General features: G+C 72.3%; 19 protein-coding genes. 7 read left to right on the top strand and 12 right to left on the bottom strand.

All coding sequences use genetic code 11. The annotated features are described in order from the left end of the window. The first annotated feature begins 186 nt into the window (after positions 1-186). The 6 genes from AB0B33_RS18100 to AB0B33_RS18075 all read left to right on the top strand — a co-directional run bounded on the left by AB0B33_RS18100 (position 187) and on the right by AB0B33_RS18075 (position 7,254). Positions 187-1,728, top strand: a complete 1,542-nt coding sequence (locus AB0B33_RS18100) for an NAD(P)-binding domain-containing protein (protein WP_360772771.1) — start codon at positions 187-189, stop codon at positions 1,726-1,728. Further along, positions 1,728-2,798 (top strand): alpha-hydroxy acid oxidase, encoded by a 1,071-nt coding sequence (locus AB0B33_RS18095; protein ID WP_360772768.1) that lies wholly within the window; start codon positions 1,728-1,730, stop codon positions 2,796-2,798. The genes AB0B33_RS18100 and AB0B33_RS18095 overlap by 1 nt, the downstream gene beginning before the upstream one ends. After that, positions 2,795-4,060: a cytochrome P450 gene (locus AB0B33_RS18090; protein WP_360772765.1), complete on the top strand. Its 1,266-nt coding sequence runs from the start codon at positions 2,795-2,797 to the stop codon at positions 4,058-4,060. The genes AB0B33_RS18095 and AB0B33_RS18090 overlap by 4 nt, the downstream gene beginning before the upstream one ends. Next, positions 4,057-5,337 (top strand): cation:proton antiporter, encoded by a 1,281-nt coding sequence (locus AB0B33_RS18085; RefSeq protein ID WP_360772762.1) that lies wholly within the window; start codon positions 4,057-4,059, stop codon positions 5,335-5,337. The genes AB0B33_RS18090 and AB0B33_RS18085 overlap by 4 nt, the downstream gene beginning before the upstream one ends. Before the next feature lie 64 nt (positions 5,338-5,401). After that, positions 5,402-6,049 carry a response regulator transcription factor gene (locus tag AB0B33_RS18080; RefSeq protein WP_247025352.1) on the top strand — a complete coding sequence of 216 codons (648 nt, stop codon included), beginning with the start codon at positions 5,402-5,404 and terminating at the stop codon, positions 6,047-6,049. Next, positions 6,046-7,254: a HAMP domain-containing sensor histidine kinase gene (locus AB0B33_RS18075; RefSeq protein WP_360772759.1), complete on the top strand. Its 1,209-nt coding sequence runs from the start codon at positions 6,046-6,048 to the stop codon at positions 7,252-7,254. Before AB0B33_RS18080 ends, AB0B33_RS18075 begins: the two co-directional genes overlap by 4 nt. Here AB0B33_RS18075 and AB0B33_RS18070 read toward each other — a convergent pair. From AB0B33_RS18070 to AB0B33_RS18030, 9 genes are all read right to left on the bottom strand, one after another. Then, positions 7,238-8,479: a HEAT repeat domain-containing protein gene (locus tag AB0B33_RS18070; RefSeq protein WP_360772756.1), complete on the bottom strand. Its 1,242-nt coding sequence runs from the start codon at positions 8,477-8,479 to the stop codon at positions 7,238-7,240. The genes AB0B33_RS18075 and AB0B33_RS18070 overlap by 17 nt on opposite strands. Positions 8,480-8,511: 32 nt before the next feature. After that, positions 8,512-9,801 carry a histidine--tRNA ligase gene (gene hisS / locus AB0B33_RS18065; protein ID WP_360772754.1) on the bottom strand — a complete coding sequence of 430 codons (1,290 nt, stop codon included), beginning with the start codon at positions 9,799-9,801 and terminating at the stop codon, positions 8,512-8,514. A gap of 26 nt (positions 9,802-9,827) precedes the next feature. Next, positions 9,828-10,217: a hypothetical protein gene (locus tag AB0B33_RS18060; protein WP_360772751.1), complete on the bottom strand. Its 390-nt coding sequence runs from the start codon at positions 10,215-10,217 to the stop codon at positions 9,828-9,830. 350 nt (positions 10,218-10,567) lie between these two features. Continuing rightward, positions 10,568-11,734 carry an amidohydrolase family protein gene (locus tag AB0B33_RS18055; protein ID WP_360772748.1) on the bottom strand — a complete coding sequence of 389 codons (1,167 nt, stop codon included), beginning with the start codon at positions 11,732-11,734 and terminating at the stop codon, positions 10,568-10,570. A 1-nt stretch (position 11,735) separates the two neighbouring features. Next, positions 11,736-12,851 carry an MAB_1171c family putative transporter gene (locus tag AB0B33_RS18050; RefSeq protein WP_360772745.1) on the bottom strand — a complete coding sequence of 372 codons (1,116 nt, stop codon included), beginning with the start codon at positions 12,849-12,851 and terminating at the stop codon, positions 11,736-11,738. Continuing rightward, entirely contained in the window at positions 12,848-13,369 is a 522-nt protein-coding gene (locus AB0B33_RS18045) for a hypothetical protein (RefSeq protein ID WP_247014731.1), read from the bottom strand. Before AB0B33_RS18045 ends, AB0B33_RS18050 begins: the two co-directional genes overlap by 4 nt. Next, entirely contained in the window at positions 13,366-13,770 is a 405-nt protein-coding gene (locus AB0B33_RS18040) for an XRE family transcriptional regulator (RefSeq protein ID WP_360772743.1), read from the bottom strand. Before AB0B33_RS18040 ends, AB0B33_RS18045 begins: the two co-directional genes overlap by 4 nt. A gap of 306 nt (positions 13,771-14,076) precedes the next feature. Continuing rightward, positions 14,077-14,529 (bottom strand): NAD(P)H-dependent oxidoreductase, encoded by a 453-nt coding sequence (locus AB0B33_RS18035; protein WP_360772740.1) that lies wholly within the window; start codon positions 14,527-14,529, stop codon positions 14,077-14,079. Then, a complete protein-coding gene (locus AB0B33_RS18030; RefSeq protein ID WP_360772737.1) occupies positions 14,529-16,163 on the bottom strand; it encodes a phospho-sugar mutase in 1,635 nt (544 codons plus the stop codon). Before AB0B33_RS18030 ends, AB0B33_RS18035 begins: the two co-directional genes overlap by 1 nt. Before the next feature lie 30 nt (positions 16,164-16,193). Here AB0B33_RS18030 and AB0B33_RS18025 point away from each other — a divergent pair, with 30 nt between their 5' ends. Then, the gene (locus AB0B33_RS18025; RefSeq protein ID WP_360772734.1) at positions 16,194-17,354 is read left to right on the top strand and encodes a glycosyltransferase; all 1,161 of its coding nucleotides are present in this window, start codon (positions 16,194-16,196) and stop codon (positions 17,352-17,354) included. A 79-nt stretch (positions 17,355-17,433) separates the two neighbouring features. On the opposite strand, the gene AB0B33_RS18020 is transcribed toward AB0B33_RS18025, so the two are convergent. From AB0B33_RS18020 to AB0B33_RS18010, 3 genes are read right to left on the bottom strand one after another with little or no spacing between them, the layout of a single operon-like run. Continuing rightward, positions 17,434-18,213 carry a purine-nucleoside phosphorylase gene (locus AB0B33_RS18020; RefSeq protein WP_247014725.1) on the bottom strand — a complete coding sequence of 260 codons (780 nt, stop codon included), beginning with the start codon at positions 18,211-18,213 and terminating at the stop codon, positions 17,434-17,436. Beyond that, on the bottom strand, positions 18,206-18,628 hold the full coding sequence (locus tag AB0B33_RS18015) for an ABA4-like family protein (protein ID WP_360772731.1): 423 nt from the start codon (positions 18,626-18,628) through the stop codon (positions 18,206-18,208). Before AB0B33_RS18015 ends, AB0B33_RS18020 begins: the two co-directional genes overlap by 8 nt. Beyond that, the gene (locus AB0B33_RS18010; protein ID WP_360772728.1) at positions 18,625-19,566 is read right to left on the bottom strand and encodes a hypothetical protein; all 942 of its coding nucleotides are present in this window, start codon (positions 19,564-19,566) and stop codon (positions 18,625-18,627) included. The genes AB0B33_RS18015 and AB0B33_RS18010 overlap by 4 nt, the downstream gene beginning before the upstream one ends. Positions 19,567-19,601: the final 35 nt, after the last annotated feature.

Below are 19,601 nucleotides of genomic sequence, written 5' to 3'. Positions count from 1 at the left end.
GCCGCGACCTGCTCGTCAGCTGCGGCTGCGCCCTGCACCACTTCACGGTCGCCGCCGCGGCGATGGGCTGGGCGGCGCAGGTCCACCGGCTGCCCACGTGAAAGTGCGGCTCTGAGGCTTTTCTGAGATCTCCGGAGCAGGCTCGGCGCCGATCATGCGGTCGGTGCCGAGCTTCAGGAGGTCGTCGTGGCGGAGGAAGTGCTCGATTATCTGGTGGTCGGCGCCGGGCCGGCCGGGTTGCAGCTGGGGCAGCACCTCGGGCACGCCGGGCACCGCTACCTGGTGCTGGAGGCCGGGTCCGCGCCCGGGCACTTCTTCGAGACCTTCCCGCGGCACCGCACCCTCATCTCCATCAACAAGAAGCACACCGGGTACAGCGACCCCGAGCTGCGCATGCGGATGGACTGGAACTCCATCCTCGCTGACGGCGACGCCGACCCGGTCCTCTTCACGGACTACAGCGAAAAGCTCTTCCCGGACGCTCCCGACCTCCTGCGCTACCTGGCCGATTACGCCCGGAAGCACCAGGTGAACGTCCGCTACGACACCCGAGTGACGCGCATCCGCCGAGAAGCGGAAAGCGCTCTCTTCGTGCTCACCGCCGGTGACGAAGAGTTCCGCGCGCAGCGGCTCGTCATGGCCACCGGCGTCACCAAGCCCTACATCCCGCAGTTCCCCGGCGTCGAGCTGATCGACCAGTACGTCGACGTCAGCGTCGACCCGGCCGACTTCACCGACCAGCGGGTCCTGGTGCTCGGCAAGGGGAACTCCGCGTTCGAGACCGCCGACAACCTCATCGAGCAGGCCGCCGTCGTGCACGTCGGCGGGCCGCGACCGGTGAAACTGGCCTGGCGCACCCACTTCGTCGGGCACCTGCGCGCCTACAACGCGGGCATCCTCGACATGTACCAGCTGAAACTGCAGCACGCGATCCTCGACGGCGACGTGCGCGAGGTCCGCAAGGACGCCGACGGCTACCACGTCAAGTTCGCCTTCGCCCGCGCCGACGAGGTGATCAAGGAGATCCGCTACGACCGCGTGATCGGCTGCACCGGCTTCCGCTTCGACGCGGAACTGTTCGACGAGGACTGCCGCCCGGAGCTCACGATCAACGACCGCTTCCCCGCGCAGACGCCGGACTGGGAGTCGGTGAACGTGCCCGGCCTGTACTTCGCCGGCACGATCACGCAGGTCCGCGACTTCAAGAAGGCCACCAGCGCGTTCATCCACGGCTTCCGCTACGGCGCCCGCGCGCTGGCCAAGGTGCTGAACGAGCGCCACCACGGCAAGCCGTGGCCGAACACCGAACTCCCCGCCAAACCGGACGCGCTGACCGATGCCGTGATCACCCGGATCAACCGGACTTCCGCGCTGTACCAGCAGTTCGGCTTCCTCGGCGACGTCGTGGTCGTCGACGGCGACACCGCCCGCTACCTCGAAGAGGTGCCGGTGGACCGGGTGCTGGCCGACCCGCCGGAGGACGCCTACGTCGTCACCCTCGACTACGGCCCGGACCACGACAAGATCGACCCGTTCGACTTCGTCGCGCGGGCCGCCCAGGACAAGGCCAACGACCACGGCGAGGGCCACTACCTGCACCCGATCGTCCGGCACTACCGCCGCGGCGAGCTGGTCGCCACCCACCACGTCACCGAAAACCTCGAAAACGAGTGGGACAAAGAGGTGCACGTCGAGCCGCTGACCGCGTTCTTCACGCGGGAGATGTGATGCGGACGATCGCGGAGTTCGAGGCGGCGGCCCGAGAACGCCTCGACCCGGCGCACTACGACTACTTCGCCGGCGGCGCGCAGGACGAGATCACCCTGGCGGAGAACGAATCGGCGTTCCGGAAGCTGCGGCTGCTCCCGCGCGTCCTGCGCGGCAGCGACAAGCGGGACCTGAGCGTCGAACTGCTCGGGACGTCGTCGTCGATGCCGATCCTGATCGCCCCCACCGCGTTCCACCGGCTCGCGCACGCCGACGGCGAGCTCGCCACGGCCCGGGCGGCGGCGCGGGCGGGCACGATCATGGTCGTCAGCATGGCCGCCACCACGGCGATCGAGGACGTCGCCGCGGCGGCCCGCGAGGTCGCGCCGGACCCGGGCCTGTGGTTCCAGCTCTACCTGCAGCCGGACCTGGAGTTCACCGAAGCGATCGTGCGCCGCGCCGAAGCGGCCGGGGTGAAGGCGTTCGTCGTCACCGTCGATTCGCCGGTGCTCGGGCGCCGCGAGCGCGACGACCACAACGACTTCCACGACCTGCCGCCAGGGCTGGTCGTCGAGAACCTCCGCAACATCGGCGAAAACCGCAGCGGCGGCAACGCCAGTCATGTCCGCGACATCGTCATGTCGGCCGGGCTGAACTGGGACCACATCGCGTGGCTGCGCGGCAAGACCAAGCTCCCGGTGCTGATCAAGGGCGTGCTGCACGCCGAGGACGCGCGGCTGGCCGTGCACCACGGCATCGCCGGGATCTTCGTGTCCAACCACGGCGGCCGCCAGCTCGACACCGTGCCCGCCACCATCGACGTGCTGCCCGGCATCGCGACGGCCGTCGGCGGGGCCATCCCGGTGCTCGTGGACGGCGGGATCCGCCGCGGCACCGACGTCGTCAAGGCGCTGGCGCTGGGTGCGGACGCGGTCGCGGTCGGCCGTCCGATCGTGTGGGGCCTGGCCGCCGGCGGGCGCGAAGGCGTCACCCAGGTGCTGGAGCTGCTGCGGGAGGACTTCGACCAGGCGCTCGCCCTCTGCGGCGGGCGGCACCCGGCCGACCTGACCCCGGACCAGGTGCGGCGATGATCGGCAAGGTGCTGGCGGCGGCCGCGGTGGCGAGCGCGCCGGCCTGGCTGCCGGACCGGGTCGTGGCGCTGCGGAACAAGATCTTCTCGCTGGTCAACGGGCAGGAGGCGGTGACCATCCCCGGCGAGCGGGTCGGCGTCGGGGACTTCCGGCGCGTCTACGCCGATCCGGCGGCGAACGGCCGAAGCCGTGGAGCCGCGCTGTCGGACCTGTTCTGGTACTGGCTCGCGCCCGGTCCCGAGGTGCACCAGGAGCACCTCGAACCCGGGCCGCGCTACGACGAGGTCGCCAAGTGCACCCGGCACATCCTGATCCGGTCCAAAAAGGACTCCGAGGACCTGGCCCGGCGGGTGGCGGCGCACGTCCTCGACGGCGCCGGGCCCGGGCTCGTCCGGCTGCGCGACGAGATGATGCCGATCTGGGCCGAGCTGTACTACGAGCTGGTCTTCGAGGAGCCGTGCCCGCCGGAGGCACGGGACCTCATCGTGGCGCACGCCGACGACGTCGTCTCGGCGCTGAAGTGCGTGCGGCCCCGGAACATGCGCCGCCGGGCCCGGCTGACGAGGTACCTGCGGCGGCGCCTCGCCGACGTCCCGCACCCGCTGCCGCCGTCGCTGACCCCCGAGGAGCAGGCGTACTACCTGCAGGGAACGTTCTTCAACACGGCCGTCGTGCAGATGTCCGAGGCGATGGCGCACCTGCTGATGATCATCGCGAAGTCGCCGGACACCCAGCGGCGGCTCGCCGAGCACCCGGACGACGACGCTTACCTCGACCGCGTCATCGACGACGGCCTGCGCCGGTACCCGCTGTTCGGCATCGCGCACCGGATCTCCACCGCCGACATCGAGCTGGCGGACCTGACCATCCCGGCGGGCACGGTGCTGTGCTTCAGCTACCCGGACTTCGCGGCGCAGACCGGGAAGGACGACTTCATCCCGTTCGGGGTCGCGCAGAACCGCGCCTGCCCGGCCCGCGGGCTGGCGCCGCCGACCATGCGCGTGGTGACGCGCGAGGTGCTGCGCCGGTTCAGCCTCGCTTCGACGGCCGGGCACACGCGGTCGATCCCCAACCGCGGCCCGGCGCTGCTCACCCCGCACGGGAGCCGGCGAAAGCGCTTCCCGCTGCTCTGGCTCGCGGTGCGCGACCGCTGGGAAGACGTCTGGCGCAGCCTCACCCAGCTCGTGTTCGGCACGTACATGGTCCTCGACGCCCGTCGCCAAGCCCTGTGCACCACCTACTTCGCCGGAGGCAAGTCATGACCCCCACCGAAGCGGCACCGGCTTTCTTCCTCGCCGTCGCGGCGATCCTCGTCGTGTGCCGGCTGGTCTGCCTGGTCGCGGTCCGGCTGGGCCAGCCGCCGGTGGTCGGCGAGATGATCTCCGGTGTGCTGCTCGGCCCGTCACTGCTGGGGCTGGTCCTCCCCGACGTGCAGACGGCGTTGTTCCCGGACGGCATCCGCCCGCTGCTCTACGTCGGCGGGCAGATCGGCCTGGTCATCTACATGTTCGGCGCGGGGTACGAGTTCAGCCTCCGCAGCATCCGCGGCTCGGCGAAGTCGGTCGGCGCGATCTCCGCCGCGGGCACGGTGGTGCCGCTCGCGCTCGGGGTCGGCGTCGCGGTGTTCGGCACGAGCTGGGCCGGCATCGCCAAGGACGGCGTCTCCCTCGCGACGTCGGCGGCGTTCGTCGGGGTCGCGCTGGCCATCACCGCGTTCCCGATGCTCGCCCGGATCATCACCGAACGCGGTCTCGGCGGCACCCGGTTCGGCTCGCTCGCACTGGCCTGCGGCGCCCTCGACGACGTCCTGGCGTGGGTCCTGCTGGCCGTGGTGCTGGGCATGCACGCGGACTCGGCCGGGCCGGTCGCGCTGGCCGTCGGCGGCGGCCTGCTGTTCGCGTTGCTGCTGGTGCTCGTCGGACGCCGGGTGCTCGCCAAGGCGATGGGCAGTGACCGGATCTCCGCCGACCAGAAGATGCTGATCACGGCGTTGACGCTGTTCGCCGCCGCCTGGTTCACCGACATCATCGGGCTGTACGCGGTGTTCGGCGCCTTCTGCGTCGGCATCGTGTTCCCGCGCGTGCCCGCCGCGGACGCCGTGCTCGCGAAGATCATGCCGATCGGGCGGATCGTGTTCCTCCCGTTGTTCTTCACCTATTCCGGCCTGAACACCCGGTTCGCGCTGCTCGCCGATCCGAAGCTGCTGCTGTTCGCCGTGCTCTGCGTGGTCGTCGCGATCGTCGGCAAGCTCGGAGCGTGCTGGGGAGCGGCGCGGCTGGTGGGGGAGCCGCAGCCGATCGCGTTGCGCGTCGGCACGCTGATCAACGCGCGCGGGCTGATGCAGCTGATCGCGCTCAACGTCGGGCTCGCCGCCGGGATCGTTTCGCCGGCGTTGTTCACGGTGCTCGTGCTCGTCGCGCTGGTCACCACGATCATGACCGCACCGGTGCTTTCGTGGCTCGACCGGCGTGATGCCCGCAACGGGAGCAGCGAGGTGCTCCTGATGGCCGAGCCGGTGCCGGTGACCGGGAAAAGTTGATAGTTCAAATTTGGAAAATCACTGCCAGTATGGACTCGTGCACGATGGGGCTACGAAACCGCGGGTGCTCGTGGTCGAGGACGACCGCGAACTGGCGGGCATGCTCGCCGAGCTGCTCGCCGACGAAGGCTACGAAACCGAGGCGGCGCACGACGGGCAGCGCGGGCTGCACCTGGGTCTCACCGGGCGGTACGACGTGATGGTCATCGATCGCCGCCTCCCGGTGCTCGACGGACTGGAGCTGGTGCGGCAGCTGCGGGCCCGGGCCGTGACCACGCGGGTGCTGGTGCTCTCTGCGCTGGGCGAGCTGGCCGACCGCGTGGGCGGGCTCGACGCGGGTGCGGACGACTACCTCGTCAAGCCGTTCGAGGCCGAGGAGCTGCTGGCCCGCCTGCGCGCGCTCGGCCGGCGTGACCTCGAAGGCGCGGAGAGCCTCCCGCTCGGCACGGCGGCCCTCGACCTGCGGCGGCACGAGGTCGTGCTGCCGCGCGGCGAGCGGATCACGCTGTCCGGGCGGGAGTTCGAGCTGCTGCGGACGCTGGCGCAGCGGCCGAAGGCGATCCACCCGCGCGCGTCGCTGCGGACCAACGTCTTCGCCGACTCGACCGGGGAGTCCATTGTGGACACTTATGTGTACTACCTGCGGCGCAAGCTCGGCCGGGACGTCGTGCGGACCGTGCACGGCCTCGGGTACCAGATCGGCGCGGTGTGAGGCCCCGCGGCGACCCCGAGGACCGGGCCCTGCGGCGGGCGCGGTGGGCGATCACCGCGCAGATCTCCGTGGTGGTGTCGCTGCTCGTCGCGGTCGCGGGCGCGATCGCGTACGGGATCCTGCTGGCCGGGCAGCACGCCGACGCCGACCGGGTGCTGGCCCGGACGATCCAGCTCGGCCCGGCCGAGACCCCGCCCGGCTGCGTCTGGCTGTTCACGCCGGTGCTGCACGCGCCCGCGGGGCCGCCGCCGGCCGGGATGCCGCTGGCTTCCCTGGCGGCCACGGTGCCTTCGCCCGGCGACGTCCACACCGAACGGCGGCCGATCGGCGCGATGACGTACACGATCCGCGTGGAGAACCGCGGCGGCGTCGTGTCGCAGGCGTACTTCGAAGAGGTCTACCAGATCCAGGACCGCGCCTCGCTGGTGTTCGGCCTCGGCGTCGCGGAGGTGCTCGCGCTGCTCGCGGCGGTGCTGTGCGGCCGGGTCATGGCCGGGCGCGCGATCCGCCCGCTGGCCGACGCGCTGCGGCGGCAGCGGACGTTCGTCGCCGACGCCTCCCACGAACTCCGGGCCCCGCTGACCCGCCTGCACACCCGCGCGCAGCTCCTGGCCCGGCGCGCGTCGGGGCGGGACGCGGACGACCTCGAGCAGCTGGTCCGCGGCACCCGGGAGCTCGGCGAAGTCGTCGAAGACCTGCTGATGTCGGCGCAGGCGGGCGACCGGACGTCGCTGGAGCTGGTCGACCTCGGGTCGCTCGCGGAAGAAGCGGTCGCGGCGGAGACGGACCGCGCCGGACAGGGCCAGGTCCGCCTGGCGGTGACCCGCGAGCGGCGGCCGTACGTCGTCCAGGGCGTGCCGACGGCGTTGCGGCGGGTGCTCTCGGCGTTGCTGGACAACGCACTCGGCCACACCCCGCCCGGCGGGTCGATCGAGGTGTGGCTGGGCGTCCCGGACGACCGGCACGTGGAGCTGCGCGTCCGCGACACCGGCGTCGGCTTCCCGGCGGCCGAGGCGGACCGGATCTTCGAGCGCTTCGCCCGCGGTTCCGACGGCGACGGCCGCCGCTTCGGCCTGGGCCTGGCCCTGGTCCGCGAAGTGGTGACGGGCCACGGCGGCACGATCGCGGCGGCCGGGCAGCCGGGCGCGGGAGCGACGTTCACGCTGACGTTGCTGCGCGCCGACGCCGTCAGCGGGGGAGTGTGAAGCGGATCCGCCGGGCCGTTTCCGCGGGCAGCCGGGTGAGCAGGCCCTCGATCGCGGCGGCCAGTTCCGGTGGCGGCGCCGTGTAGATCCCGGCCGACTGCGACAGCCAGGCGGCCAGGTCCCGGCGGGCGTCGGCGGCCAGGTCGTCGTCCCGCAGCAGAGCGAGGTCGGTGTGCAGCCGCAGCCAGGTGTCCCCGGCACGCAGGAGCGAGGCGGCTGCCCGGCGGGTGGGGAGCGGCCGGTCCTCGCCGAGCAGCTCCCGCAGCACCGCCACCTCGACCGGCTTGCCGCGCAGGAACGCCACCACCTGGCGGAGCACCGCGGGCGAGGGGTCGGTCAGCAGCGGCCGCACCGCCGCCGAGTCCGGCGCGATCCGGCGCAGGCCGCGGACGGCGAGCGCGCGGATCCGCGGCCGGTCGTCGGTGAGGACCTGTTCCAGCCGCGCGGCATCGGCGGCGGTGCCGGTCTCGCCGAGCCCCGCGATCGCGGTGGGGGACACCGGCAGCGCCCGGTAGCACCGGGCGGGGTCGCCGCCCGCCTCGCGGACGAGGAACTGGGCCATCGAGCGGACCGCCGAGGAGCGGTCCGCCAAGTGGGCCTCGACGGTGGCCCGGTCGACGAGCGTCAGCGCGCGCGTGCGGACCTTCGGCGACCCGGCGGCGAGGAGCTCTTCGACGAACTCGCCGCGGTCGAGCAGCGCCGTGCCGCACAGCGTGCGGACCACGAGGTCGCGGTCCCGCCGCGCGATGCCGAGGAGGCGTTCGCGGGGGAGCAGGCCGAGCGCTTCCGCGTGCGCCCAGCGGCGGCTTTCGAGGTCGTCCAGCGCCAGCGCGACGTCGAGCACGGCCGCCAGGTTGTCGCGGAACAGCGTGGTCATCCAGTCGTCGACCTGCCGCCGCCGCAGGACGCCGATCAGCGGCAGCACGTCGCGAAGGGTCGATTCGTCCAGTTTGGACAGTACCGCCTTCCGCGCCGCCTCCCGGACCGGCCGGACCCAGTCGACGCAGCGGACCAGCAGCAGCGGCAACGCCTCGGGGTCGGGGCTGACCGCGAGCCGGGGGACCGACGCTTCGCGGTGGTGGCCGTTGCGGGAGCACGCGGCGAGGACCAGCTCCTGCCGCGGCGTGTGGCGCTGTCCGACGGGCCACAACCAGCGCCGGAAGTGCACGTCGAAATGAGCCCAGCGCCGCACGTCGCCGGTGGTGAGCTGATCGAGGTCGAACACCCCTCCAGCGTGGCAGGGGTGTCGAGCCGGTTTCAGGCCAGGAGCGCCTGGACCGCCGCCGGGACGTCGGCGATCGCGACCGGGTTCTGCTCGCGCGTGGCCAGGCTGCGGACGGTCACGGCGCCGGCCGTCCAGTCCTCCTGGCCGACGATCACGACCGCGGCCGCGCCCGCCTTGTCCGCGCGGGTGAGTTCCTTGCCCAGCTTGCGGTGCTCGATCGGCGTCGACGTCCGCAGCCCCGCCGCGCGCAGCGCCCGCGCGACCGTCCGGGCCTGGTCTTCGAGGTCTTCGGTCACCGGGATGACCACGACGTCGACCTCGCTGCGCGGTGCCGGCGTCAGGCCGTGGGTGGCGAGGAAGTCGATCAGCGTGACGTCGCCCATGCCGAACCCGATGCCCGGGATCTGCTGCGGCGTGAACATCGACGCGAGGTCGCTGTAGCGCCCGCCGCCGAACAGCGCGCGGCGGTTCTCCGGCGAGGTGTCGAAGACCTCGAACACGGTCGACGTGTAGTACGCCAGCCCGCGCACGATCATCGGCTCGTACTTCACCAGGTCCTTGGCGCTGCTGTTCAGCACCTTCACCAGGTTCGACTGCGCACGGACTTCGGCGGGCAGCTCGTCGAGCAGCGCCTCGCCCGCCCCGAGCGTCTCGGCCAGCTTCTCGAACTGCTTGTCCGACAACCCGATCTCACCGGCGCTCTCGGCGAGCTTCTCGCGCGGGTACTTCTCCCACCGGTCGACGAGCGCGAACACCTGGGAGAGGTGGTCCTCGGAGACCCCGGCGACGTCGGTGAGCGCCGACGTCAGCAGGTTCCGGTCGTTGACGCGCAGCACGAACATGTCCGGCGTCGCCCCGAGCGCGGCCATCAGGTCGTGCACCAGCTCGAAGATCTCGATCTCGCAGTTGGCGCTGTCCGACCCGAAGATGTCGGCGTTGATCTGCCAGTGCTCCCGCACGCGCCCGCGTTGCGGAGCCTCGTACCGGTGGCAGTTCGGGTGGCTGTACCAGCGCACGGGGAAGGAGAGCGACTTGGCGCTCCCGGCGATCATCCGCGCGACCGACGGCGTCATTTCGGGCCGCAGCGCCAGCCGCCGCCCGCCCTTGTCGGTGAGCGTGTAGAGCTGCTTGTCGGCGATTTCCTGGCCGGACTTCCGCTCGTAGATCTCGGCGGATTCGAGGATCGGCCCGTCGTAGCGGAGGAACCCGCGGCGCTCGAGGACGTCGTAGAGATGACCGAACACCTGGGTCCGCACGGACATTTCGGCGGGCAGGAAGTCCCGGGTCCCCTTGTAGGGCGCGGTCGGCAGGTATTCAGGCACGTCGTCAAGCTTAACGACCGGTTTCGTCAGGCGAAGGCGACCCCATAGGCGGTGAGCAGCGTGGCGGCTCCGAGGAGCACGGCACCGGCGCTGGTGACGCGGCCGCCGAGCTCGTTCTTGTTCGGGAGCAGGTGCAGGAAGAAGCCGCCGGACTGGGCGAGGACGCCGAAGAGGAGGAGGAAGCAGGCGATCCAGAGCGTGGTGTCGCCGAGGGTGGTGCGGCTGAGGATTTGCAGGGCGACCAGGGCGAGGACCAGCAGGACGCCGGCGTGGGCGTGGCCGGCCCGGAACATCGCGCGCTGGTGGTCGGTGAGCTTCCGGTCGCGCAGCACGCCCATGAGTGCGTAGCCGCCGTACATGACGGTGGGCAGCGAGACCAGGGCGATCACCGTGAAGAGCTGGGTGGGGCCGTGCATGGGGGACTCCTTGTCCGGTCTGGTGGCAACGACTGTAACACTGTTTTAAAACGCTGTCACCAAACTGGGCGTTCCCCGGTCGGGGGAGGGGCCGAGGCGGAGTTTGCCTCGCGGTGAGGTGAGTGGGGTGGGGACGCGCGGGAGGGGGCGGGCGGTTCGAGCCGGGTGGGTGAGGGGCCGGCGGCGCGAGTGGTCCTTTCGCGACGGCTGGGCGGGTGAGTGGTGCCTTTCGTGCCCGGCGTGCGGCGCGAGTGGTCCTTTCGTGCGCCGGCGGGGAGCGCGAACGGTCCTTTCGTCGCGGCCGGCGGCGCGAGTGGTCCGTTCGCGCTCGCCGGGAGGCTCCCGCCGCTCTAAGCCGCGTGTCCTCGAGCCAGCACCAGCAGCGGGTTGCGCAACGCCGAGAGCGAAGCCAGCGGATCGCCCTCGACCACGAGCACGTCGGCCGCCAGCCCGGCCTCGAGCCGGCCGGTGACCGACGACAGGCCGAGGCCCGCCGCCGAATCGCACGTCGCGATCTCCAAGATCCGCCGCCGAGGGAAGCCGAGCCACTCGTACAGCTCCAACGCCCCCACCGGGTCGTCGAACACCGACCCCGGCAGCCCCGCGTCCGTCCCGGCCAGCAGCCGGACCCCGTGCTCCTCCAGCCACGGCAGCCGCCCGTACACGGCCTCCGCCGCGGCCTCGCCCAGCTTCTCGACGATCACCCGCCAGTTGCGGCTGCTCGTCGAGCACGCCGAAATCCCCGACGAAGCCATCCGCGCGGCCACCGGGTCGCGCCGGTCGAACGTCCGGGGGCCGGTCAGGAAGCTGCAGTGCTCCACCGTCGACACCCCGGCCGTCACCGCCGCCTCGATCGCGTCCGCGCCGTGGGCGTGCGCGGCCACCGGCAACCCGTGCGAAGCCGCGTGGGCGACGACCACCGACAGCTGCCGGGCGTCGAACTGCGACTCCCACATGTCGGCCCCGCCCTCGGTGATCTGGCCGCCGCTGGCCATCACCTTGATCACGTCCGCGCCCGCCGCCGCGTTCGAGTCGATCACCGCGCGGATCGAAGCGTCCGAAGTGACCGCGCCGCCGAAGAAGTGGCAATGCCCGTCCGGGACCGTGATCGGCGGGCCCGACACCAGCAGCCGCGGCGCCGGTGCACCCGCGAACGACGAGCGCACCGCCGCGGCGAGGTGACCGCGGTCGCCGAGGTCGCGGACCGTCGTCACGCCGCTGCGCAGCATCGACGTCAGCCGGGCGCGCGCACCCTCCAGCGGCGAAGAAGCGTCGGAAAAGTGAGCCAGCATCTCCCGCGAAGCGTCGAAAGCCAGGTGCACGTGGACGTTGAACAACCCGGCCAGCGCGGTCCCCGTGGGGAAGTCGTGCCGCACCGCGTCCGGCGCGGCTCGAGCGACGACGTCCGCCCGCGCGCCCGCCGCCACGATCACGCCGTCGCGCACCAGCACGGCGCCGTCCAGCACCGGAGCGGACGGCCGGGGCAGGACACGGCCCGCCGTGATCAGCGTTTCCACGTCACGAATCCAGCGCCGCGGACAGCGCGAGCAGCGGCCGGACGTCGGATTCGATGTCGTCCGCTTGGGAGGGCAGGACCTGCTTCGCGCGGCCGTCGTTCTCCTCGCCCGCCGCGTGCCGCTCCAGCGCCGTCTTCAGCGCGGCCGCCGCGGCGCCCGGGTCGGTGGCCACGACCTCGCCGAAGTCCGCCGCCAGGTACGGGGAGAGCTGGACCAGCCCGTCCCGGATCTCGATCACCCGGCGGTAGTGCACGCGGTGGACGCCGCGCGGGGAGAACCGGTCGCGGCGCGGGGGCGTCCGGAGCACGATGCTGGGGAACGCGCGGACCAGCAGTGTCCACAGTGGAGCGAGGGCCTGGTGTTCGCGCCGGTGCTGGCGGCGGCGGCGCAGTGCCGACAGCCGCGCTCGCACGCCGGGGTAGGTCATGCCGGCCAGGAACAGCATCCCGCCGACGATCACGAACGGCACGCCGAGCAGCAGCAGGACCTTCAGCACCGGCCCGAACGCCCACGCCACCACGATGTACAGCGCGCGGAAGACGCTGCCCGCCGCCGCGCAGGCCATCCCGATCGCGCTCAGCTTGAGGCCGATCCGCAGGTTCCGGTCGGCCACCCGCAGGTACCGCACGATCCACGCCGAGCACGCGATCAGGCCGTAGATCAGGTACAGCCCGGCGCCGAGGTAGAACAGCGCGACCCCGCTGTCGTGGACCGTCGACGGCCCCAGCGGCAGGCCGCGCAGCTGCGGCGGCGTCACGGCCATCGCGACGATCATCAGCGCGATCGCCGCCAGCAGCGGCACCAGCTCGGCCGTCACCCGGCGGTACCGGCGGGGCCCCAGCGTGGAGCCGAGGAAGAAGACCACCAGCGCGCAGAGGCCGCACGCCAGCAGCGCGTTGTTCGCCACCCGGGCCGCGCCCCGGCCGAGGAGGGCGTCCACCTCGTCGGAGATCGCCGTCTGCTGCAGCAGGAACGCCGCGGCGAAGCCGGCCACGCACGCCGTCACGGCCCAGTTCGGCACCGTCGGCGCGCGCTGCACCTGGTAGATCCGCCACGCGAGCGCGGCGGCGAACAGCACCATCGCGATCAGGTTCACGGGGCTGAAAAGTGTGCTCACAACCACCCTTGGTGATCGCCGAGCGCCCCCTGGATCCGGCGTAGGTCCCGGTCCGCGGCGCGCCGGGGGATCGTGTAGTTCAGGACCGACGCCCATTCGAGGATGATCGTCGCGACCGTTTCGGCTTCCCACTCGTGCGCGTCATCGTAGGACGACCGCCGCAGGGCGCGGTGGACGGCATCCGGGTCGAGATCCGTCGCCGGGCCGCGCAGGAAGTCCGCCGGTTCGGCGTCGCCGTGCGGGTGGTGGTCCGCCAGCATGTGCCCGAGCTCGTGCAGGATGATGTGGTCCTGGTGAGATTTCGTCGTTTCGGCCTGGTAGAAGATGTAGTCCGCGGCCGCCGTCGCGATCCAGCAGCCGAACGGGCCGGGCACTTCGAGCGGGTACGCCATCAGCCGGATCGGCTTGCCGCGCCGCTCGCCGAGCCGCGCGCACAGCACCTCGACGTCGAGCGGGGGGCCGATGTCGAGGTCCTTCAGCAGTTTCCGGCACCGGCGGCGCAGTTCCCGCTCCTTCATCGCGCGGCGTCCTCCGGATTCCGGCCTTCGCGCTCGGCCCGCTCGTAGCGTTCGACGAGGTCGAGCAGGTCCATCACCTGACGGCGGCCCTGCGGCGAGAGCTCCTGCGCCCGCATCGCCATCAGCTGGGCCTCGCCCGCCGGGGCCGCGGCCGCCTCCTCGTCGAAGAAGTACGTCACCGGCACGCCGAACAGCCGCGCCAGCGCTTCGACGTAGTGGATCTTCGGGTTGACCCGCTTCCCGGTCGCCAGCTGCTGCAGGTAGGCGGGCGACATCGCCGGCCCGCCCGCGCGCTCGACGGCGGCGGAGATCTCCCGGTAGCTGTGCGGCGCGCGGCCGTCCAGCCGGGCCGCCTCGATCAGGGCACTCAGCCGTTCCGCGAAGGTGCGTTCCCGTGCCATCCCCGCCCCCTAGGTTTCCGCCGTGAAAATTCTAGCCGGGAAACCACTGTACGCACATGTTGACAGCTATCGTATGCAGTGGTTTACAGTTGGCTCGCCTCTCGCCTGACGGTCCGTGCCCTGGGGGTGTACGGAACAGTCCAGGCGAGGGGCTTGTCGCGCCTCCGGCTCGTCATGATCGGCGGTCTGTAGTACGCTTCACAGGCCAAGGTCGATCGCCTTCGGGTGGGTCCCTTGGTAACGGCCTGTTGCCGGAGGTCGACCCCCAGGGCTTCCGGTGACAGGCCTTCTTATTTCCCCGTTCCCTCAGCTCAGCAGGGTCGCGGCCAGCGTGCCGCCCAGTTCCGTGCAGGCTTCGAGCGTCTTCTTGTCCGGTTCGCCGGTGCTGATCACCGGTTCCGCCGCCTGGGTCCAGGCCAGGCCCGTGGTGATGGAGCGCAGCTGCCGTTCCGTCCCCGACGTGTCGCTGCCGCCGTGGATCCAGTACCCGAACGGGCGACCCCGCGTCGCGTCCAGGCAGGAGTAGTAGACGGTGTCGAAGAAGTGCTTCAGCGCCCCGCTCATGCTGCCCAGGTTCGCCGGCGTGCCCAGCAGGTAGCCGTCCGCCCCGAGGACGTCGGGGACGGTCGCCGCCAGCGCCGCGCGGCGGACGACCTCCACCCCCTCGACGTCCGGGTGCGTCGCGCCCGCGAGCACGGCTTCGAACAGCGCCTGCGTCGACGGCGACGGCGTGTGGTGCACGATCAGCAGCCGCGGCATCAGGCCAGCAGCTCCTCGACGTCCGCCCGCACCGCCGCCAGCTGCCGCTGCGCCGCCTCGCGCGCGTCGTCGAGCGAGCCGGTGACCGGGGCCACCACCTGCAGGTACGCCTTCAGCTTGGGCTCGGTCCCGGACGGCCGGACCACCACGCGCACGCCGTCGCCGGCCAGGCGCACGACGTCCGCGTCCGGCAGCAGGTCCTCGATGCCGACCTCGGCACCGCCGAGCCGCGAAGGTGGCGACTTCCGCACCTTCGCCATCAGCTGCCCGCGGACGGCGAGGTCGGTGACGCGCAGGGAAACCTGGTCGGTCAGGTGGACGCCGTGGCGCTGCGCCAGCTCGTCGAGCACGTCCAGCGGCGTGCGGCCCTGCGCCTTGAGCTGCGCGGCGAGCCCGGCGGCCAGGGTCGCGGCGGCGATGCCGTCCTTGTCGCGCACGAAACCCGGGTTCACGCACAGTCCGAGCGCCTCTTCGTAGGCGAACACGAGCCCTTCGCCGGCGCGCACCAGCCACTTGAACCCGGTCAGCGTCTCGGCGTAGCGGGCGCCCTCGGCTTTGGCGATCTCGCCGAGCAGCGACGACGACACGATGGTCGTGGCCACCAGCGGGTCCGGCAGCAGCGTCCGGTCCACTGTGGACAAGACGTACGAGCCGAGCAGGACGCCGGTTTCGTCGCCGCGCAGCATCCGCCACGACCCGTCGCGCCCGCGCACGCCGAGTGCGCAGCGGTCGGCGTCCGGGTCGAGCGCGACCGCCAGGTCGGCGTCCACATCGGACGCCAGTGCCAGCAGCAGGTCCGTCGCGCCCGGCTCTTCGGGGTTCGGGAACGACACGGTCGGGAAGTCCGGGTCCGGCGCGGACTGCGCGGTCACCAGGTGCAGGTCGGTGAAGCCGGCCCGCTCGAACGCCGCGCGCAGCGTTTCGGCGCCGACGCCGTGCAACGCCGTCGCGGCCACCCGGATCGCGCGGCCCGCGCCGAGCGGCAGCGTCGCGACCTCGTCGAGGTACCGGTCGACGAGGTCGGCGACCTCGGCGCCGGCGGCGCGTTCCACGCTCACCGCGGCGGGCGCGGCCTGGATGGCGCGCTCGATCTCGCCGTCGGAGGGCGGCACGATCTGGCCGCCGGTGGCGTCGTAGAGCTTGTACCCGTTGTCCGCCGGGGGGTTGTGCGACGCGGTGATCTGGATGCCGGCCACCGCGCCGAGCCGCCCGACGGCGAACGCGAGCACCGGCGTCGGCAGCGGGCGCGGGAACACCTTGACGTCGAAGCCCGCGGCGGCGAGCACTTCGGCGGCCGCGGTCGCGAACGCCTCCGAACCGTGCCGCGCGTCACGGCCGACGACGACCAGCGCGCCCGCGTGCCCGTGCGCGGTCAGCCAGGCGGCCACCCCGGCCGTGGTGCGGGTGACGACGGCGACGTTCATCCCGTTCGGCCCGGCGCGCACCGGTCCGCGCAGGCCGGCGGTGCCGAACTCGAGCGGCCCGGCCATCCGGTCGGCCAAGTCGGCTTCGGCCGCGGCGTCGCCGCCCATCGCCTTCGCGAGGACGTCCTGCAACTCGGCGCGCGAGCCGTCGTCCGGGTCGTCGGCGATCCAGCGGAAGGCGGCGTCACGCAGGGTGGAATTCACTGTCACCGCGCCAGCCTACGGGCTAGGGTCGGGTGAGTGCGCTTGCTCTTCACCTCTCTGGGGTCCTTCGGTCACACGTTCCCTCTGGTCCCGCTGGCGGTCGCCGCGCGCGACGCGGGCCACGACGTCGTCTTCGCCACCTCGGAAGACTTCCTGCCGCAGCTGACGAAAGCCGGGCTCGAGACGGCCGCCGCCGGGCTCGCGATCAAGGACGCGTTCGGGGCGGCCTTCGCCGAATCCGGACCGCCCGGCCCGCGGCGCCCGCCCGGCGAGGTCCCGCCCGAGGTGCTCGGGCCGATCGTGGCGAAGGTGTTCGGCGAGGTCATGCCGGAGCGGTTCATCGCCGACCTGCTGCCGCTGTTCGACCACTTCCGGCCGGACCTGGTGGTGAGCGAGACCGGCAACTCCGGCGGCGCGTTCGCCGCGATGAAGGCCGGGATCCCCGTGGTGGCGCACGGGTTCGGCCGCGTGTCGAGCGAAGACCCGATGGTGACGCGGATCCGCGACGCGATCCGCGCGCACGGTGCCACGCTGGGGATCGACGTCGGGGAGGACCTGGCGTTCACGGGCCCGTTCATCGACATCTGCCCGGAGTCCGTGCAGGAGCCCGGGTTCCTGGCGCGCACCACCCGCGTCCCGTTGCGGCCGGTCGGCTGGAGCGAGCCGGGCGAGCTGCCCGCGGGCGTGCTCGGCAAGCGGCGGCCGCTGGTCTACCTGACCCTCGGCACGGCGATGGGCCACGCGGGCGTGCTCGGCGCGGCGATCGCCGGTCTGTCCGGTTTGGACGTCGACGTCCTGGTCGCCACCGGCCCGACGGTCGACCCGGCGGCGCTCGGCGAAGTCCCGGAGAACGTCCGGCTCGAGTCGTGGGTCCCGCAGTCGGAGCTGCTCCCGCACGTCGACCTGGTGGTGCACCACGGCGGCAGCGGCACGACGCTCGGCGCGTTCGGCGCGGGCCTCCCGCAGCTCCTGCTGCCGCAGGGCGCGGACCAGTTCAGCAACGCGGACGCGGTCGTCGCGGCCGGCGTCGGCGACCGCCTGCTCGGCACCGAGGTCACGGCCGAAGCCGTGGCCGCGAAGGCCCGCCACCTGCTCACGGACACCGCGGTCGCCGACGCGACCCGGGCCCTGGCGGCCGAAGTCGCGGCGATGCCATCCCCCACCGACGTCGCCGCGCAACTCCCCACCTTCGCCTGACCCAAGCGCACTTTCACGTGAAAGTGATGCGGAAGACCAGCCTCCGGATCACTTTCGTACCGAAAGTGGCGTCCTCGGGTCAGGCGTGGGTGATGAGGTCTCGGAGCAGGGAGCCCATCTTCGTGGCCGCCGCGCGGCCCGCTTCCAGGACTTCCTGGTGGTTCAGCGGTTCGCCGGTCATGCCCGCGGCCAGGTTCGTCACCAGCGACAGCCCGAAGACCTCGACGCCGGCCGCGCGGGCGGCGATGGCTTCCAGGACCGTCGACATGCCGACCAGGTCCGCGCCCAGCGTGCGCAGCATCCGGATCTCCGCCGGCGTCTCGAAGTGCGGCCCGGTCAGGCCCGCGTAGACGCCTTCTTCGAGCGACGGGTCGATCTCACGCGCGATCTTCCGCAGCCGCGCCGAATACAGGTCCGTCAGGTCGACGAAGTTCGCGCCGACGATCGGCGAGCGCGCCGTCAGGTTCAGGTGGTCGGCGATCAGCACCGGCTGCCCGACCTGGAACCCTTCGCGCAGGCCGCCCGCCGCGTTCGTCAGCAGCACCGTCCGGACGCCGGCCGCCGCGGCGGTGCGCACGTTGTGCACCACCGGGTCGATGCCCTTGCCTTCGTAGAAGTGCGTCCGCCCCAGCATGACCAGGACGTTCTTGTCGCCGATCTTCAGCGAGCGGATCGTGCCGCCGTGCCCCACCGCGCCGGGCGTGGTGAAGCCGGGCAGTTCGGCGAACGGGATCTCCGTCTCGTGCTCCCCGATGACGTCCGCCGCCGGGCGCCAGCCCGATCCCAGGACCACCGCGATGTCGTGCGCGTCGACGCCGGTGCGCTGGGCGATGGCGCTCGCGGCCTCTTGTTCAGTCATGCCGCGAGCGTAACCGGACGCTCCTCGCCAGCAGGAACACGACCAGCCCGAACGGCGACAGGAAGATCGTCACCGCCAGGACCGGGCTGACGAGCCACGGCGAAAGCCCCACCGTGCGCCCCTCGAAGTACATCCACCGCGCGATGAACAGGTCGAACGCGATGAGGTGCGCCCAGACCAGCCCGGCACCCCACGGCGTGGCCAGCAGCGCCTGCAGCACGCCGAGGTCGGGGGAGAGCATCGCCCGCCCCCACTCGCCGAAGTGCGGCAGCACGAGCGCGAAGTAACAGGCCAGCGGCAGCAGCGGCACCCACGGCGACGCCATGATCCGGGCCGTCCACCGCCAGTCCGGCGCGAAGATCAGCAGGGCCCAGAACGGCGCGGCCAGCGGGAACGCCAGGTCGAAGAGGATCATCGGACGCGCACCGCGGCCCACGAACCCAGTCCGACCGCCCCGGCCAGCAGCGCGGCCGCACCCAGCGTCGCCGCGTCCGGGTGCACGATCGACTGCGCCCGCAGCGCCTGCCACGTCACCAGCGCGGTCAGCCCCGCGTACCCGGCGGCCCCGATCAGGACGAGCCGTGCGCGGACGACGTCGTCGCGCAGCCGCGGGAAGCGCGAAGCCAGGGCCAGGAGCCCGATGGCCAGCAGCGGCAGCGCCTGCAGCGCGTGCATCCCGACGAAGTGCGGGATCCGCAGGTCGCCGCCCACCGTGCTCCAGCCGAGGATGGGCACGCCCGGCCCGCCGTCGTCGAGCCCGACGGTGTGCGCGCCGACCATGTCCGGGTGCCCGCCGGTCTGCCACTGCGCGAGCTGCCGCGCGGTCGGGCTCGTCATCAGGACGCCCAGCGAAAGCCCGGCCAGCGACAGCACGGCGCCGGCGCGCACGGCCCAGAAGCTCGCCCGGTCCTCGAGCTTGGTGAACACCACGAGCACGGTCAGCGCCAGCGTGGCGGCCTGCAGCCCGATGATCATCTTGCCCATGACGTTGTACAGCAGTTCGTCCTGCGGGGTCGCGATGTTGAAGTGGCTCGCGCGGCCGCGGGCGGCCTGGAACGTCAGCAGGACGTATTCGGCGGCGAAGATCGCCACCAGGAAGTTCGTCAGCCACCCCGCCGTGCGCCGGAACCGCGGCAGCAGCGAGACGAGCCAGCTCCACGTGGCGAAGTAGAGCGCGCCGGAGACGGCGAACTTGAACGGCTTGGCCCAGATCGGCGCTCCGGCGAGGGTCCGCTGGTCGACGACCAGCGCGGCCACGCACAGCACCGCGATGGCCCCGAGGGTGGCGGCGAAGACCGCGGACGGCCGGTGCCACCCGCGCGTTCTGCTCCGGACGTCGGCAAGGATGGTCATGGTTCCCTCCCAGAATGGATAGTCAAGCTCTCCGT

Source organism: Amycolatopsis sp. NPDC049159 (assembly GCF_040648295.1).
Lineage (GTDB): Bacteria > Actinomycetota > Actinomycetes > Mycobacteriales > Pseudonocardiaceae > Amycolatopsis > Amycolatopsis pretoriensis_A.
The sequence above is the reverse complement of the archived record's forward strand: the minus strand, read 5'-3'. Positions and strand labels throughout refer to the sequence as shown.

Bases quoted from the DNA above. Each gene is read 5' to 3' on its own strand.
- AB0B33_RS18095 (WP_360772768.1), top strand. From the start codon at position 1,728: ATGCGGACGATCGCGGAGTTCGAGGCGGCGGCCCGAGAACGCCTCGAC.
- AB0B33_RS18090 (WP_360772765.1), top strand. From the start codon at position 2,795: ATGATCGGCAAGGTGCTGGCGGCGGCCGCGGTGGCGAGCGCGCCGGCC.
- AB0B33_RS18085 (WP_360772762.1), top strand. From the start codon at position 4,057: ATGACCCCCACCGAAGCGGCACCGGCTTTCTTCCTCGCCGTCGCGGCG.
- AB0B33_RS18060 (WP_360772751.1), bottom strand. From the start codon at position 10,217: ATGCACGGCCCCACCCAGCTCTTCACGGTGATCGCCCTGGTCTCGCTG.
- AB0B33_RS18045 (WP_247014731.1), bottom strand. From the start codon at position 13,369: ATGAAGGAGCGGGAACTGCGCCGCCGGTGCCGGAAACTGCTGAAGGAC.
- AB0B33_RS18040 (WP_360772743.1), bottom strand. From the start codon at position 13,770: ATGGCACGGGAACGCACCTTCGCGGAACGGCTGAGTGCCCTGATCGAG.
- AB0B33_RS18035 (WP_360772740.1), bottom strand. From the start codon at position 14,529: ATGCCGCGGCTGCTGATCGTGCACCACACGCCGTCGCCGTCGACGCAG.
- AB0B33_RS18020 (WP_247014725.1), bottom strand. From the start codon at position 18,213: ATGACTGAACAAGAGGCCGCGAGCGCCATCGCCCAGCGCACCGGCGTC.
- AB0B33_RS18015 (WP_360772731.1), bottom strand. From the start codon at position 18,628: ATGATCCTCTTCGACCTGGCGTTCCCGCTGGCCGCGCCGTTCTGGGCC.
- AB0B33_RS18010 (WP_360772728.1), bottom strand. From the start codon at position 19,566: ATGACCATCCTTGCCGACGTCCGGAGCAGAACGCGCGGGTGGCACCGG.